Genomic DNA, 14,490 nt, shown 5'->3' on the forward strand with positions numbered 1-14,490 from the left:
ACAGCCGCAACCCCGCCAGGGTCTGGCGCAGCAGTGTCTTCTTCATCGGTACCTCTCTTGTGTGGACCGCAGTCGGGGGGGGGGGGGGGGGGGGGGGGGGGGGGGGGGGGGGGCGGGCCGCCCCCCCCCCCCCCCCCCCCCCCCCCCCCCGAGGCGAGCCCCGAGCCGCGCGCGTTCTGCGGCTGGTGCCGGTTCCGGATGTGATCCTTTCATCCCATCTTTCCGGAATAACCGCCCTGAACTGGGAAAACGCAGCCCGGCATTGATTTGCACCCGCAATCAAGCGGCAAACGGATGTTAGAGTCGTGTCAATAGGGGTGCCGGGAAGTCTGGTCGGCGTAGTAGTCCGTGCTGTTCGCGATCGGAGCCGCCGTGTCGAAAGCCGCCCGCAACCACCCCCGGCCCACGAAGCCCACCCGTTCGGCTCGAACGTTCGATTTCGGCGCCTACCTGCGGACCGAGACCGTCGGCGGCCTGGTGCTGCTGGCCGCCACCGCCGTCGCGCTGATCCTGGCGAACTCCCCGATCTCGGCGTTCTACGACGCAGTGCGCGACTTCCAGCTCGGACCGCGGTTCCTGCACCTCGACCTGACCATCGGCAACTGGGCCAAGGACGGCCTGCTGGCCATCTTCTTCTTCGTCGCCGGACTGGAGCTCAAGCGCGAACTCGTGATCGGCGAGCTGTCCAACCGCAAGAACGCGCTGTTACCGGTGATCGCCGCGTTCGGCGGCATGATCGTGCCCGCCGTGCTCGCCTTCGCGATCGGGCACGGCAGTCCCGGCGCGCACGCGGCGTGGGCGATCCCGGTCGCCACCGACATCGCCTTCGCGCTCGGCGTGCTTTCGCTGACCGGCTCCTGGATGCCCACCGCAGCGCGGGTCTTCCTGCTCAGCCTCGCGGTGGTCGACGACCTGGGCGCGATCATCGTGATCGCGGTGCTGTTCACCGACGGGCTCAGCGTGCTCGCCCTGCTCGCCGCGATCGTGCTCTGCGCGGTGTACTGGTACCTGCAGCACAAGCGGATCACCAGCCCGTTCCTGTACGTGCCGCTCGCCGTCGCCACCTGGGTGGCGGTGCACGCCAGCGGCATCCACGCCACGATCGCCGGGGTGGCGCTCGGGCTGCTCACCCGCGTCAAGCGCGACCCGCACGAGCCCGCCTCACCCGCGATGCGGCTGGAGCACCGGCTGCAGCCCTGGTCGGCCGGGCTCGTCGTGCCGGTGTTCGCGTTCTTCGCCGCCGGGGTGCCGGTGAACGGCGCCGCGCTCAGCGCGATCGGCGCGGACCGAATCGCGATCGCGGTCATCGTCGGCCTGGTCGTGGGCAAGCTGATCGGCATCTTCGGCAGTTCGTTCATCGCGGTGAAGTTGGGCATCGGGGCAAAGCCCGAATCGGTCCGGTGGCGCGACATGGCGGCGCTGGCGATGCTCGGCGGCGTCGGCTTCACGGTCAGCCTGCTGATCTCCGACCTGTCGTTGGACGGCGCGGCGGCCGAGCGCGCCAAGGCGGCTGTGCTGATCGCCTCGGCCATCGCGTCCCTGCTGGCCGCGACGGTGCTGCTGCGCCGTGGTCGGAAGCTCAAGAACGGCGACGACGCCGCGACCGCCGACCCATGAACTCATCCAGCGGCCGGACCGCCGGACGCCTCCGGTGCCGGTCCTCGTCTCGTAGCGGCCCTGCGGGCGATTTCGCGCGAAATCGCCGCTGCCCGTGGGGAGAGAGTGCCGATTTCGCGTGAAATCGGCACCTGCGGCACTCGAACCGCCGGCGGGAGCAAGATCAGAACGAATTCTCCGGTGCCTGGCGAGTCACTCGCGGGTAACGCACCGCGAGTCGCCGGGTCGCGCTTTGATCGCGCGTGGCACGATGGGCCACGTGAACAGCGCCCAGAAGAGCACCAACGGCAGCCGTGACGGTGCGGGGTGGACTGCGGTCACGTCCATCCCGCTGTCCGAGGAGGGCACTGCTCCCGACGGGCAGTCCATCGGCGCGTTGGTCCGCGATGCTACGACGCACCTGTCCACATTGGTCAGGTCCGAGGTCGAACTGGCCAAGACCGAGCTCGCTGGCGAGCTGAAGAAGGCGGTCAAGGGCAGCATCTACTTCGTCCTCGCGCTGACCGTGCTCGGCTTCAGCCTGTTCTTCCTGTTCTTCACGCTGGCCGAAGGGCTGGCCCAGCTCGGCCTGTGGCGGTGGGCGGCCTTCGGCATCGTGTTCCTGGTGATGCTGCTGGTGGCGGGTCTGCTGGCGCTGCTCGGCTTCCTGCGGGTGCGCAAGATCCGGGCCCCGAAGCGCACCATCGAAACCCTCAAGGACACCAAGCAGATCGCCAAGCGCCACCACACCACCGAAGAGGAAACCCCGGCTTCGGCCTGACGGTCGGCGTCAGTTGGTGCAGGAGCCGGTGGAGACCGGGGTGCTGAGCCTGGGCGCTGCTGCCACCTCGCTGGCCACTTCGTCGGCGGTGAGCGCGAAGCCGGTTTCCGGGTCGTCGACCGCCGCGCCGAAGACCACGCCGACCACCCGGCCGCTCGGGTCGATCAGCGGCCCACCTGAGTTCCCGCTCTGCACCTTGCCGCGCACCGTGTAGACGTCCCGGACCACGGTGCTCGCGTCGTAGATGTCCGGCCCGCGCAGCTTGATCCGCTCCCGGACGCGGCCCGCCGCGGCGGTGTAAGGCCCGTCCAGCGGATAGCCCAGCGCGATCACGTCGCTGCCGGGATTCGCGGGGCCCGACGCGAAGGACATCGCGTCCGCGTCGAGATCCGGCACCGCCAGCACCGCGATGTCCACGTCCGGCTGGTACAGCACGACCTCCGCGTCGAACTCGCCCCGGCCGATCTCGATCGCGACCCGGTCGGTGCCCGCCACCACGTGCGCGTTGGTCATCACTCGATGCGGCGAAATCACGAACCCGGTGCCCTCCAGCGCTCGGGCGCAGGACGTGGCGCGACCCCGGATCTTGACCACGCTGGTCCGCGCGTCGCGGACCGCTGGGCTGTTGGCCAGCGCCATGTCCGGCGGCGCGATCTCGGCGACCGGGGTCTCCGAGAACGGCTCCAACGCCTCCGGAAAGCCCGAGACGCCGAGCATTGCCCGCAGGTCGTTCGGGAGCGCCTGGGCCGAGGCGGGCATCACCGAGTTCACCGTGCTCAGCACCTTCGACCGGCTTATCGCGGCGGCCAGGCCGGGCAGCGCGGACGCGGAGGTGAACGGCAGCGCGATCAACCACGCCACCACGAACACCGCCAAGAACTGCAGGACCGCACCCAGCGCGTTGTCCACCCCGGCCAGCTTCGGTGAGGTGATCCGGTCGCGCAGCTCCCGCCCCGCCCACATGCCGAAGGTTTCGCCGAAGGCGACCAGCAGCACCACGATCCCGACGCCGAAGGCGAGCCGGGCGACCGGGCTGTCCAGGCGGTCCAGCAGCAGCGGCGCCAGCTTCAGGCCCACGACCGCGCCGATGAACACGCCCAGGAACGAGAACAGGGCGGTGACCAGGCCGCTTCGCGCCCCGGAAACCGCGGCGAGCAGTGCCAGCAGCACCACCAGCAGGTCGACCCAGTTCACCCGCTCACCTCTTCCCGCCGACGATCAGCCCGCACCACGGTCTCACGCCTCCGCAGCGGGTCGGCTCCCCTGGCAGGCTCCCAGACCGCTCAAGCACGTCCGAAGCCGATGTCGTCGGCTTCTTCGGCGGCCTGCCAAGCTTCGTCGAGTTCTCGCACGTCGGCGCGGTTCCAACGGCGCGACCAGCCAGCCAGGTCGAGCAGGCCGGACAGCAGACCACCGGTGAAACCCCACACCAGCATGCCGGGCACCAGGAACGCCGGGCTCGCGTGCCGACCGGCCAGCTCCACCCGCAGCCGGTTCGCCGGGTCGGTCAGCCAGGAGATCGGCACTCGGGCCACCGCCGCCGTCTCGCCCGGATCGACCGGCGCGACCGGGGACGGCTCGACCCAGTGCGCGAGCACCGGGGTCACCCGGAAACCGCTGTGCGCCACGTGCAGTTCCGGCAGGGTCGCCACCGGCCGAACCCCCTCCGGCCGCAACCCCACTTCCTCGACGGCTTCCCGCAGCGCGGCATCGACCGGTCCGCGATCTCCATCGTCGAGCGAGCCACCGGGGAAGGCGACCTGGCCAGGATGCGAGTTCAGCCCATCGGCGCGGCGCAGCAGCAGCACGTCCGGGCCGTCCGAACCCTCGCCGAAGAGCACCAGCACGGCGGCCGGGCGGGCATCCTCCGGTGGTCGCGCACGGGGCCAGCCGAAGTGGCCCGGATCCAGGTCGGCGGACCGCTTGACCAGCGTCTGCAGCCAGTCGGGCAGCTCCGCCGGATCGACCAGCGGTCCGGTTCGCGGATTCACCGGTCGCCTCCCGAGGTGCGCTCAACGGCGGCCCGAACCTCGTCCGGAGATTCGAACGCGACCGGCGGATCGATGCGGCGCACCTCGCCGGAGGCGGTCACCAGGTAACTGACCGGAAGGACGTTGGGCACCTTGAGCGCGGCCCGGACGCGGCTGTCCCCGTCATGCACGTTGGGGAAGTGAACGCCGAGGCCGCGGAGGAGGTCAAGACCGTCCGCCGGATCGCTTTGGACCTGCACGCCGAACACCCGGATCGCACCCGGCTGCGTCGTGTACGCCTGCAGCGCGGGCAGTTCGGTGCGGCACGGCCCGCACCAGGTCGCCCAGATGTTGATCAAGGTCGGCGCACCGGCGACGGCAGCGCCGACATCAACGGACCGGCCGTCGGCCAAGCAGCTGCCGGTCACCCCGGCCAACTCCGCCGGGCCGCCAGCAGCTGACGGGCACGGTTGCAGCGCTGCCGCGGCCCGCAGCGCCGGGTCGACGACGCGGCTCGGCGCTGGCGGCGGACCCGACGCGGTGGTGTCCGGCTGCTGGTCGGATCCGCGCGGCCACAACGCGAACACGCCCACCACAGCGAGCACCACCACCACGATGGTCCAGCGGATCTCGTTCCGGTAGGCGCGCAGGCTCACGCCACCGGCTCCTTGGCCGCAGCCTGCTCGATCGTCTTCTCCGGGACCTCGTCGACCACTCCGGCCAACTCCAGCAGTCGCGGCGTCTCGGGGCCGCGCACCAGCTTCGCCGCCTCGACCGGCTCGGTCGGCCCCAGCCCGTAGGACGGGCAGTCCTTGGCCAGCAGGCAGGCACCGCAGGCGGGCTTGCGGGCGTGGCAGACGCGCCGACCGTGGAAGATCACCCGGTGCGACAGCATCGTCCACTCCTTGCGGGGAATGAGCTCGCCGATCGCGTGTTCGACCTTGACCGGGTCCTCCTCGGCGGTCCAGCCCCAGCGCCGGACCAACCGTCCGAAGTGGGTGTCCACCGTGATCCCCGGTACGTCGAAGGCGTTGCCGAGGATCACGTTGGCCGTCTTGCGCCCGATGCCGGGCAGTTTGACCAGCGTGTCCAGTCGCCCCGGCAGCTCGCCGCCGTGCTTTTCCACCAGGGCCGCGCCCAGTCCCATCAGCGACGCCGCCTTGTTCCGGAAGAACCCGGTCGAGCGGATCATCTCCTCCAGCTCGGTGCGATCCGCAGCCGCGTAGTCGGCGGCCGTCGGATACCGCTTGAACAGGGCCGGAGTGACCTCGTTGACCCGCTTGTCGGTGCACTGGGCGGACAGGATCGTGGCGACCGCGAGTTGCAGAGGTGTGTCAAAGTCCAACTCGCAGTGCGCATCCGGATAAGCTTCGGCCAACGCCCGCAGCATCCGGCGAGCTCGCCGAACAAGACCCAGCCGGGACTCGCCACCCACACCTGTTCCGGCAGTGTTCTTCCGCTTGTTTCCAGCCACCTGCGACACCCCACCAGACTACGGACCCGATCGACACGGAAGGTGGCCGCTCCGTCACGCTCCCCGGGGAACCCACCCCCGGTTGCGCCGCCCCCGAAGGTATGAGCGAGGATTCAATCCATGATGGCTGCCTGGTTCGTCATCGTCGTACCGCTCGTGATCATGTTCTTCACGCTCTTCATGGAGCGTGTGGAGGCCCGCCTGCGGCACGTGGCGGTGCAGGAGAACGAGGTGGAGGAGTTGCTGGAGAACGCTCGGCCCGACGAGGTGCGAGCGCTGTTCCGGCAAGGCATTGGACGTGCGCTGGAGTTGTTCCAGCTACGCAGGGTGGGACGCGCCGGTAGGCTACGTACTCGCCGTTCCCGCGACCAGTCTTAGAATTACTGGTAGTGATCGGCGGCACACCGCTAGATTCGCGCTCGCGGGTCCGGCACCACATGCAGCCGCCGCGTCTCAACATGGAGGGACGAGGTGGACGAGACACTGGCCCGGGCCGGCATCTTCCAGGGCGTTGAGCCGGCTGCGGCGGAGGCATTGGCCCAATCGCTGGAACCGGTGGAGTTCCCGCGCGGACACGTGATCTTCGCCGAGGGCGAGCCGGGCGACCGGCTTTACATCATTCAGTCCGGCAAGGTGAAGCTCGGGCGCAAATCCCCGGACGGCAGGGAAAACCTGTTGGCGATCATGGGGCCGTCGGACATGTTCGGCGAGCTGTCCATCTTCGACCCCGGACCGCGCACGTCCACGGCGACCACGGTCACCGAGGTGCGGGCCCTGAGCATGGACCGCTCGGCGCTGCGGCAGTGGATCGGCACTCGCCCGGAGATCGCCGAGCAGTTGCTGCGGGTGGTCGCGCGCAGGCTCCGCCGCACCAACGGCATGCTGGCCGACCTGATCTTCACCGACGTGCCGGGCCGGGTCGCCAAGGCGTTGCTGCAGCTCGCACAGCGCTTCGGCAGCCAGGAGGCAGGGCTGCTGCGGGTCACCCACGACCTGACGCAGGAGGAGATCGCGCAGTACGTCGGCGCTTCCCGGGAGACCGTGAACAAGGCGCTGGCGGACTTCGCGCACCGCGGCTGGCTGCGGTTGGAGGGCAAGAGCGTGCTCATCCTCGACCCGGAGCGGCTGGCCCGCCGCGCCCGCTGACACCTGCAACGACGCGGCGAACTGACGCGCGTCGGCCGACGGGTCCGGGGCACCATCCCGGGCTCCTCAGTCGACGCGCGTTTTTTCATGCCCGAAGCCAACCGATCAACCGCCTCCGGCGTGCACAGCTCGATCGATCGGACGAGAGGTGGACGGCATGCACTGGTTCGGCTACGTCGGGGCGGCCATGTTGGCCCTGCTCGGCATCGTCATCATCGCGGACCGGTGGAGCGCTCGGCGGCCCGCACTGCGCAAGCGCGACCAACGTGCGCGTCGGCGGGCCCGCTGGACGAGCGGCGGTGGCTCCAGCGGCTGGAGTTCGGACACCGGTGGCTGGGACGGCGGCTCAGGCGGCTGGGACGGGGGCTCTGGTGGCGATTCCGGCGGCTCTGGCGGCGGCAGCGACTGAGCTTCCTTCACGTTTTGTGCCCGCACTGGAACCCGCGGTGGCCACCAGGCGTCCAAACTGGTGATCGAGGGCCTGAGACCGGAGGACCGAAATGACGGACGCATTCATCATCATCGCCCTCGTGGCGGTGGGCGCGATCGTGATCGCAGCATCCATGGGAAAGCGCGGAACCAGACGTTCCGGGTACGACTCCAGCGCGGTCTGGTACAGCGACTCCGGCAGCAGCTACAGCGGTGATTCTGGCTACAGCGACTCGGGTGGCGGGTTCAGCTGCGGCGACGGCGGTGGGGGCGGCTTCAGCGGCGGCGGGGATGGCGGTGGAGGTAGCTCCTGCTGAGCGGGGCTGCCAACGAGAGTCGTGGGGGGGGGGGGGGGGGGGGGGGGGGGGGGGGGCGGCCCCCCCCCCGCGGGGGGGGGGGGGGGGGGGGGGGCCCCCCCCCCCCCCCCCCCCCCCCCCCCCCCCAGGGGGGGGGGGGGGGGGGGTGGTGCCCGGGGGGGGGGGGGCCCCACACCGCGGGGGGTGGGGCGGACCCGGGGGGCGCCCGGTTTCCCCCCCCCACGACCTGACGGCATGTGAAGGGGCTGGGCGCCACCCCCGACGCGGCGCTCCAGCCCCTTCACATGTGCGTGGTTCGTCCCCCGACGACCAACCACGCTCCCCCGATCCTCCGATGCGTCGGCCCCGAATCCTAAGCACCAGAGGAAGGCCTTCTCCTCAACCATGCTGAACAGTTGGTGCTGCTAGCAAGCCCTCTCACCTTCCAGGACGCAGCTACCCACACGCCGGTTGCAGACTTCACCCGTATTGGGTAACTCCGAGTGTGCCTCGAATCTTCCGGACGCGGACCGGGTAGAAGGTCCTCTTTTTGGTTTCGTGAGCTGGATTACCAAAAAGTGGTTGGTACTGCCGTACCACAATCGGGATACTGGTGCACGTGTCCCAATCCACCTCGCTGACCGATTACCGCACCGCCCTGACCGCTCCCGGCGCCCGCGGACCGGTCATCACCTCGCTGCTGGGCCGCCTGCCGATCGCGATGGTCGGTCTCGCGCTGATGCTGTACGTGCAGCGCGAGACCGGATCGTTCGCGGCGGCCGGGCTGGTCTCGGCGGGTGCGCTGATCGGCGTCGCGTGCGGTTCGGTCGCGCAGGGCCGGGTGATGGACCGGATCGGGCCGACCGTCCCGCTGTACGTGATGTCCGGGGTGTTCGCGGTGCTGGTGGCCGTCGAGGTGACGGCCATCGAACTGCACGCCCCGGTGGTGCTGCTGACGGCGCTGGCGTTCCTGCTCGGGATCAGCGAGCCGATGGTGGGGCCCGCTTCGCGGGCGCTGTGGGGTCGGCTGCTGCCGCCCGGCCCGGCACGCAGCGCGGCTTACTCGTACGAGGCGATCAGCATGGAGGTCTTCTTCATCCTCGGTCCGGGCCTGGCGGGGCTGCTGGTCGCGATGCCGTGGCCGGGGACCGGCGTGGTGGTCGGCGCCGCGTGCACGATCGTCGGCAGCGTCGGCTTCGCCTCGACCCGCGCCGCCCGCGACCACCGCCCGCAGCCCGAGGAGCGGGCCGAGGGCAGCTTGCTGGGCGCGATCGCCAGTCCGGGGATGCGGACCGTGGCACTCGCCGCACTGGGCTTCGGCATCCTGATCGGCTTCATCGAGGTCGGCGTGCCCGCCGCCGCGGTGCAGGCCGGGCACCCGACCGCCGGTGGGCTGCTGCTGAGCGTGCTGTCGGTCAGTTCGGTGGCCGTCGGAGTGGTTTACGGGGTGCGTCCCTGGCCGCGGCCGATGCACCTGCGGCTGCCTGCGCTGCTGTTCGGTTTCGCCGCCCTGATCACGCTGTTGGCCGCGCCGAGCACGCTGTGGGGGCTGTGCCTGGCGCTGCTGGTGGCGGGCAGTCTGATCACACCGCAGTCGACCGCGCATTCGGTGGCCATCGAGATCGCCGCGCCGCGGGGCACCGCCACCGAGGCGTTCGGCTGGGTGGTCACCTCCGTGACGCTGGGCGCGGCCGTCGGCCAGTCGGTCAGCGGCCAGTTGGTCGAGCTCAGCGGTCCGCCTGCGGCGTTCCTGACCGCGAGCGCGGTCGGTGCGGTGTTCGCGGCGGTGCTCTGGCTGCGTCGTCGCACCCTCATCCCCGCGTCGTCGCGCGCGGACGTCTCCCTCGCGGGCGTCTGACCGCTGCTCGCCCCGCAGTGTCGGGGGTCCTGGATAGCTTGCCGGGCATGGATCTCGACGTCACCGCACCGACCCGCACGTTGGCGCACGCTGCTGCCGATCTTGTTCGCCTGCTGCCGGGGCGGACGCTTGATCCGGTGCTCAGCGGCATCATCGTCGACGCCACCGCGGACGGTGTCGTGCTCGCGGGCACCGACCGGGAACGCGGCATCCGGCTCAGCCGCGCGGCGCGCACGCACACCGATGGGCGGGTGCTCGTTCCGGCTCGGCCCTTCGCCGAGACGCTGCGCAACCTCGACAGCCCGGAGATCCGGCTCGCTGTCGAGGGCCGCAAGCTCGCGCTGCGCACGCCGAACGCGCGCTTCGCGCTCCCGCTGCTCGACCTGCTCGCGCACCCCGGCGTCCGCGACGCTCCGCCGCGCGTGGGCGCGCTGGACAGCGCGTTGCTGCCGCTGGCCGCTGTCGCGGCAGCTACCGCGTCCCGCGACGATGCCCTGCCGGTGTTCACCGGGGTGCACGTCAGGCAGCGCGGCGATCGGCTCGTCCTCGTCGGCACCGACCGGTTCCGGATGGCCGTGGCGAGCCTGCCGTGGCGTCCCGAGGTCGAAGAGCTCGACGTGCTCGTTCCTGGAAACCTGCTGACCGAGCTCGCCAAGCAGGCCGACGGCGCTGAGGTCGTGCTGCACGCCGATGCCGACCGGGTGGGCATGAGCTGGCCGTCGGCCGAGGTCAGCAGCACGGTGCTGGACGCGCCATTCCCGAACGAGGAGAAGCACCTCGCGGACGCCTTCGACGGCGCAGTGGACATCGCCGCGGCCGACCTGGGCAGCGCGGTACGTCGCGTTGCGCCCTTCGCCGGGGCGCAGGGGACGGTGCTGCTGGAGGTCGGCGACGCCGAGGTGCGAGTGCGCGCGATGGACCAGCAGTTCGGCGAGGCCGAGGAGGCGGTGAAGGCCACCGTGAGCGGCGACCGATTCACCACCGCCTACCAGCCTCGATACCTCTCCGATGCGCTGCAAGCGTTCGGCTCGCGGACCGTTCGCATCGGGCTGCGCTCCGGCACGCGCCGCTCGACGGTGCTCACCGGTGTCGAACCCGATCCGACCGGGGCCGAGCTGCACTACGTGCTGATGCCCAAACGCTCCTGAACCGATCAGGGCAGTTCGCCCTGCTCCCGGAGGTAGGCGAGCTGGGCCTGGACGGTGAGTTCCGCGGCGGGCCACACCGAGCGGTCCACGTCGGCGTACACGACCTCCACGACCTGCCGGGGCGTGACGCTCGGCCCCTTCTCGCGGACAGCCGCGCGGACCTGGTCGAGCCGCTGCTCGCGGTGCTCCAGGTAGGCCGTCGCGATGGCTTGGACGTCGGGTAGTTCCGGGCCGTGGCCGGGCAGCACGCGCAGGCCGGTCGGCAACTCGGCGAGCAGCCGCAGCGACTTGAGGTAGGAGCCCAGGTCGCCGTCGGGATGCGCGACGACCGTCGTGCCCCGACCGAGCACGCTGTCGCCGGTGAACACCGCCGGTTCGTCGTGTTCCACGGCGAAGCACACCGAGTCGGCGGTGTGGCCCGCAGTGGCGATCACGCGGAGTTCCACGCCACCGGCCTTGATGATCTCGCCGTCCCGGAACGCTTCCGCGCCCCGGCACAACGCGGGATCCAATGCGCGCACCCGTGCGCCGGTCAGCTCCGCGAATTGCGCGACGCCCGCGGTGTGGTCGCTGTGGTGGTGGGTGAGCAGCACCAACGACACCGGACCGTGGTCTGCGATCTGGCGCAGGTGTTCGGCATCGGCGGGACCCGGATCGATCACCACGCAGTCGCCGGAATCCGGTTCGCGCACCACCCACGTGTTGGTGCCTTCCAGCGTCATCGGTGATGGGTTGTGCGCGAGCAGCACCGACGCGTACTTGGTGACCGGGCGGAGCGCACCGTAGGCGGGGTGCTCCATCACTTCGCCTCCTCGTATCCGGGGTCGCCGGGCAGCAGCGCGTGCCACCGGTTGTTCCGCCGCACCAGTCTCGGCGTGATCTTGTCGAGGGCCCGCTCGGCCGCCAGCGCCGCTGCCAGGCTGGCGCACTCGGCGAGTTCGCCCAGCGTGACCTGGGTCGGCGGTAGCAGGTGGCAGCGGCCCTGCTCGAAGTCGTCCAGGGCCTGTTCCGGGGTGGCCCAGTACGCTTCGACCGCCTCCGAGGTCACCGCGTCGGCCCGCTGCCCGATCGGCAGCGCGGCGAGGAAGAACCGGGTGTCGTAGCGGCGCGGCTCGGGTTCCGGGGTCACCCAGTTCGCCCACGGGCGCAGCAGGTCGGCGCGCAGCACCAAGTCTTCGTCGGCGAGGAACTCGGCCAGCGAGAGGTCGCGGGAGACCAGTCCGGCACGTGCTTCGGCGTACCGGCTCGTGTCGCCAACCACGGTCGAGGAGTCCGGACCGGCCAGCAGCACGCCGGATTCCTCGAACGTCTCGCGCACCGCCGCGCAGACCAGGGCGCGGGCCAGCTCCGGCGAGCAGTCGAACTGGTCGGCCCACCAGTTCGCCTCCGGCCCGGTCCAGGACACCGAGATGTCCGAGTCGCGCCGATCGACGCCGCCACCGGGGAAGACGGTCATCCCGCCCGCGAACGGCATGCCCTTCACCCGGCGTTGCAGGAACACCTCCAGGCCCGTCGCACCGTCGCGCACCAGCATCACGGTGGCCGCGTCCTTCGGCTCGACCGGTTGTGGGGGAGGCGTTTCGGGCACGAATCCCGTTGGCAGGGACCGGTCCTCGGGCAGCGACACCATGCGGGCCACCCTATGCCGGAAAGCCGCCGGAAAGTGATCCCAGGTTCAAGATCCCACGGAGAGCGCAGGGCCACCCCGACCCGAACGGCGCGGTCGCACCCCCGACCGCAGGAACCGCGGTGGGGCAACGGCACGATGGCGGCATGGACGAAGCACTTCGGGTCGGCGTGGTCGGAGCCGGTACCTGGGCTCACCGGGTGCACGGCCCAGGGCTGTACGCACATCCAGCAACGCGGTTGGCGACGGTGTGGGCGCGACGGCCGGATGCGGCCAAGACCTTCGCCGAGCCGTATGACGCCGCTGTCGCCGACGGCTTCGACGACCTGCTCGAATCCGTTGACGCGGTGGCGTTCGCGGTGCCCCCGGCGGTGCAGGCCGAGCTCGCAGCGCAGGCGGCCCGAGCGGGCAAGCACCTCGTCCTGGAAAAGCCGCTGGCCGCGGATCCGGCTGGTGCGCGCGAGGTCGTGCAGGCCGTGGACGGTGCCGGGGTGGCGGCCCTGCTGATGCTCACGCGCCGATTCGCGCCGGAGGTCCGGGACTGGCTGGCGGGCTTGCGGGAGCTCGGCGGCTGGCAGGGCGGCACCGGGCGGTGGCTGGCAGGCGGCCTGCTGGCAGGCGATTACGCCGAGTCGGAGTGGCGACAGCGGGAAGGCGCGCTGATCGACGCGGGCCCGCATGCGATCGACCTGCTCGACGCGGCCCTCGGCAAGATCGAGGAGGTGCACCACGCGCACCGCAGCGGCGACGACCTCTGGCAGATCGTGTTCGGCCACGCTGGCGGCGCGACGAGCACCCTGACGCTGTCGCTGCGCGTGCCGGTGCAGCCGTCGGTGGTCGACTTCGCGGCCTGTGGCGAGCACGGGCATGCCCCGCTTGTCGGTCGCCGGACGGCGGCGCGCGAGTGCTACGCGCGCATGCTCGACGACCTCATCGCGATGATCCGAGACGGACGCACCGAGCATCCCTGCGACGTGCGTCGTGGCCTGCATCTGCAACAGGTCCTCGCCGACGTCCAGCAGGCAACGCGGGGCTAGCTTCCGCGATGCGTAAGGGTGGCGCTGCTGACGTCAGGAGCGCTGTTGTTGCGGGGTGTACGCCTGGTTGTTGGTCGGGGCCGCGCCGATCGGTGGAAATCCGCCGGTGCCGCCGGGCATGGTCGACGTCCAGCCGTCCTCGCCGTTCGCCCCGCTCTGCCGCCGTGGCCCGGAACGGTCCTGCTCGCGCTGCGCGAGTTCTTCGTGCAGCTTGCGCAGCAGGTTGCGCTCGCGGTCGGTCAGCTTCGCATCCACCGCTGGCGGCACTCGCATGCTGCTCGCCTCCGTCGCGGCGGCTTGCGCCACCGGCTGCGCCGGTTGCGGGATCGACCGCTCCGGCTCCGCCGGAGCCTCCGCCGCCGGGCGCTCCCGACGCGGCTCCTCGGCAGGCCGCTTCGGCTCCGCCCGCGTCGCGGTCCGCGCCTCCTCCCGCGCCGCCGGACGCTGCGCGTCCTCGGCCGGTGCGCTGCGCCGCCGCTCGGGCAGCGGTGGCGCGCTCGGCTGGTCGGACACGTCGAGGTGCACCCGGTGTGCGGAAGCGAGCGCGTCCCGGTGGTATTCGGGCAGCTCCGCGCCGCTGTCGAAGACCTCGACCGAGCAGTTGACGCCCGCGCGCCGCAGGGCCTCGATCAGCTGGTAGGCCACCGCCGGGGTGGAGCCGTCCGAACCGACCTCGGCGAGCAGGATGCGCTGCGGCACAGCTCCGTAGCTGGCCCCGGCCGGGGTGGTCCGCGAGGCGCACCACAGGCCGCGCACTCCCTGGAGCCGTCCGGTGATCGAGTCCAGCGCCGCTAGCAGATCGTCGTCGGCCTCGGTCGGCTCGCCGAACCGGTGCTCCTCGGGCGGCACCGCGTCCACGACCTCCAGCCGGTCCGCCAGGTTGTGCATCGACCGGGTCTCGTCGAGCACGCGGCGGAGGTGGTACTGCTCGGTCGAGGACACCGGGATCCGGCCCGCCAGCAGGCAGCCGGTGAGGAACTCGGCCGCCGCGTCCGGTTGGCCGATGCCGAGCAGTTCGCGGGCGGCGTCGATCCCGTCGTCGTCCACCCGTCCGGTCATGGCCAGCAAGAGGTTGTGCAGCCGGTCCACTGGTCCGGCGCCCTCAGCCACGTCCACCACGCACGCCTC

At 71.2% G+C, this 14,490-nt stretch carries 16 protein-coding genes; 9 read left to right on the forward strand and 7 right to left on the reverse strand.

Translation table 11 applies throughout. The features are described from left to right. Window positions 1–372 precede the first annotated feature (372 nt). Entirely contained in the window at window positions 373–1,617 is a 1,245-nt protein-coding gene (gene nhaA, locus MOQ72_RS31510; protein ID WP_242189396.1) for a Na+/H+ antiporter NhaA, read from the forward strand. A 250-nt stretch (window positions 1,618–1,867) separates the two neighbouring features. Further along, entirely contained in the window at window positions 1,868–2,377 is a 510-nt protein-coding gene (locus MOQ72_RS31515; RefSeq protein ID WP_242189397.1) for a phage holin family protein, read from the forward strand. Window positions 2,378–2,386: 9 nt separating this feature from the next. Here MOQ72_RS31515 and MOQ72_RS31520 read toward each other — a convergent pair whose 3' ends face one another. The 4 genes from MOQ72_RS31520 to nth all read right to left on the reverse strand — a co-directional run bounded on the left by MOQ72_RS31520 (window position 2,387) and on the right by nth (window position 5,737). Beyond that, a complete protein-coding gene (locus tag MOQ72_RS31520; protein WP_242189398.1) occupies window positions 2,387–3,571 on the reverse strand; it encodes a MarP family serine protease in 1,185 nt (394 codons plus the stop codon). 89 nt (window positions 3,572–3,660) lie between these two features. After that, window positions 3,661–4,368, reverse strand: coding sequence for an NUDIX hydrolase (locus tag MOQ72_RS31525; RefSeq protein ID WP_242189399.1), 708 nt, complete (start codon window positions 4,366–4,368; stop codon window positions 3,661–3,663). After that, window positions 4,365–5,003 (reverse strand): TlpA family protein disulfide reductase, encoded by a 639-nt coding sequence (locus MOQ72_RS31530; RefSeq protein ID WP_242189400.1) that lies wholly within the window; start codon window positions 5,001–5,003, stop codon window positions 4,365–4,367. Before MOQ72_RS31530 ends, MOQ72_RS31525 begins: the two co-directional genes overlap by 4 nt. Beyond that, complete coding sequence (nth, locus tag MOQ72_RS31535) at window positions 5,000–5,737, reverse strand: endonuclease III (protein WP_242189452.1); 738 nt, start codon at window positions 5,735–5,737, stop codon at window positions 5,000–5,002. The genes MOQ72_RS31530 and nth overlap by 4 nt, the downstream gene beginning before the upstream one ends. 207 nt (window positions 5,738–5,944) lie before the next feature. On the opposite strand from nth, the gene MOQ72_RS31540 reads away from it, so the two are divergent. The 6 genes from MOQ72_RS31540 to dnaN all read left to right on the forward strand — a co-directional run bounded on the left by MOQ72_RS31540 (window position 5,945) and on the right by dnaN (window position 10,698). Beyond that, window positions 5,945–6,199: a hypothetical protein gene (locus MOQ72_RS31540; protein WP_029535541.1), complete on the forward strand. Its 255-nt coding sequence runs from the start codon at window positions 5,945–5,947 to the stop codon at window positions 6,197–6,199. 93 nt (window positions 6,200–6,292) lie between these two features. Further along, on the forward strand, window positions 6,293–6,967 hold the full coding sequence (locus MOQ72_RS31545) for a Crp/Fnr family transcriptional regulator (RefSeq protein WP_093156348.1): 675 nt from the start codon (window positions 6,293–6,295) through the stop codon (window positions 6,965–6,967). Window positions 6,968–7,124: 157 nt separating this feature from the next. Further along, on the forward strand, window positions 7,125–7,376 hold the full coding sequence (locus MOQ72_RS31550) for a hypothetical protein (RefSeq protein WP_242189401.1): 252 nt from the start codon (window positions 7,125–7,127) through the stop codon (window positions 7,374–7,376). 91 nt (window positions 7,377–7,467) lie between these two features. Continuing rightward, window positions 7,468–7,713, forward strand: a complete 246-nt coding sequence (locus MOQ72_RS31555) for a hypothetical protein (protein ID WP_242189402.1) — start codon at window positions 7,468–7,470, stop codon at window positions 7,711–7,713. Window positions 7,714–8,311: 598 nt separating this feature from the next. Continuing rightward, complete coding sequence (locus tag MOQ72_RS31560) at window positions 8,312–9,550, forward strand: MFS transporter (RefSeq protein WP_242189403.1); 1,239 nt, start codon at window positions 8,312–8,314, stop codon at window positions 9,548–9,550. Window positions 9,551–9,597: 47 nt separating this feature from the next. Continuing rightward, window positions 9,598–10,698, forward strand: a complete 1,101-nt coding sequence (gene dnaN, locus MOQ72_RS31565; protein WP_242189404.1) for a DNA polymerase III subunit beta — start codon at window positions 9,598–9,600, stop codon at window positions 10,696–10,698. A gap of 5 nt (window positions 10,699–10,703) precedes the next feature. On the opposite strand, the gene MOQ72_RS31570 is transcribed toward dnaN, so the two are convergent. Next, a complete protein-coding gene (locus MOQ72_RS31570) occupies window positions 10,704–11,498 on the reverse strand; it encodes an MBL fold metallo-hydrolase (protein ID WP_242189405.1) in 795 nt (264 codons plus the stop codon). Then, entirely contained in the window at window positions 11,498–12,328 is an 831-nt protein-coding gene (locus tag MOQ72_RS31575; RefSeq protein WP_242189406.1) for an NUDIX hydrolase, read from the reverse strand. The genes MOQ72_RS31570 and MOQ72_RS31575 overlap by 1 nt, the downstream gene beginning before the upstream one ends. Before the next feature lie 143 nt (window positions 12,329–12,471). On the opposite strand from MOQ72_RS31575, the gene MOQ72_RS31580 reads away from it, so the two are divergent. Continuing rightward, window positions 12,472–13,362, forward strand: a complete 891-nt coding sequence (locus tag MOQ72_RS31580; RefSeq protein WP_242189407.1) for a Gfo/Idh/MocA family protein — start codon at window positions 12,472–12,474, stop codon at window positions 13,360–13,362. A gap of 33 nt (window positions 13,363–13,395) precedes the next feature. Here the strand turns inward: MOQ72_RS31580 and MOQ72_RS44755 are convergent, their stop codons facing one another. Beyond that, entirely contained in the window at window positions 13,396–14,481 is a 1,086-nt protein-coding gene (locus MOQ72_RS44755) for a hypothetical protein (protein WP_308198004.1), read from the reverse strand. Window positions 14,482–14,490 lie beyond the last annotated feature (9 nt).

It is taken from the genome of Saccharopolyspora soli (genome assembly GCF_022678645.1).
In the GTDB taxonomy this organism is placed as follows: Bacteria; Actinomycetota; Actinomycetes; order Mycobacteriales; family Pseudonocardiaceae; genus Saccharopolyspora; species Saccharopolyspora soli.

Excerpts from the sequence above, each read along its gene's own strand:
- nth (WP_242189452.1), bottom strand. The coding sequence starts at position 5,737 with ATGCTGCGGGCGTTGGCCGAAGCTTATCCGGATGCGCACTGCGAGTTG.
- MOQ72_RS31555 (WP_242189402.1), top strand. The coding sequence starts at position 7,468 with ATGACGGACGCATTCATCATCATCGCCCTCGTGGCGGTGGGCGCGATC.
- MOQ72_RS31570 (WP_242189405.1), bottom strand. The coding sequence starts at position 11,498 with ATGGAGCACCCCGCCTACGGTGCGCTCCGCCCGGTCACCAAGTACGCG.
- MOQ72_RS31515 (WP_242189397.1), top strand. The coding sequence starts at position 1,868 with ATGGGCCACGTGAACAGCGCCCAGAAGAGCACCAACGGCAGCCGTGAC.
- dnaN (WP_242189404.1), top strand. The coding sequence starts at position 9,598 with ATGGATCTCGACGTCACCGCACCGACCCGCACGTTGGCGCACGCTGCT.
- MOQ72_RS31580 (WP_242189407.1), top strand. The coding sequence starts at position 12,472 with ATGGACGAAGCACTTCGGGTCGGCGTGGTCGGAGCCGGTACCTGGGCT.
- MOQ72_RS31540 (WP_029535541.1), top strand. The coding sequence starts at position 5,945 with ATGGCTGCCTGGTTCGTCATCGTCGTACCGCTCGTGATCATGTTCTTC.
- MOQ72_RS31550 (WP_242189401.1), top strand. The coding sequence starts at position 7,125 with ATGCACTGGTTCGGCTACGTCGGGGCGGCCATGTTGGCCCTGCTCGGC.
- MOQ72_RS31575 (WP_242189406.1), bottom strand. The coding sequence starts at position 12,328 with ATGGTGTCGCTGCCCGAGGACCGGTCCCTGCCAACGGGATTCGTGCCC.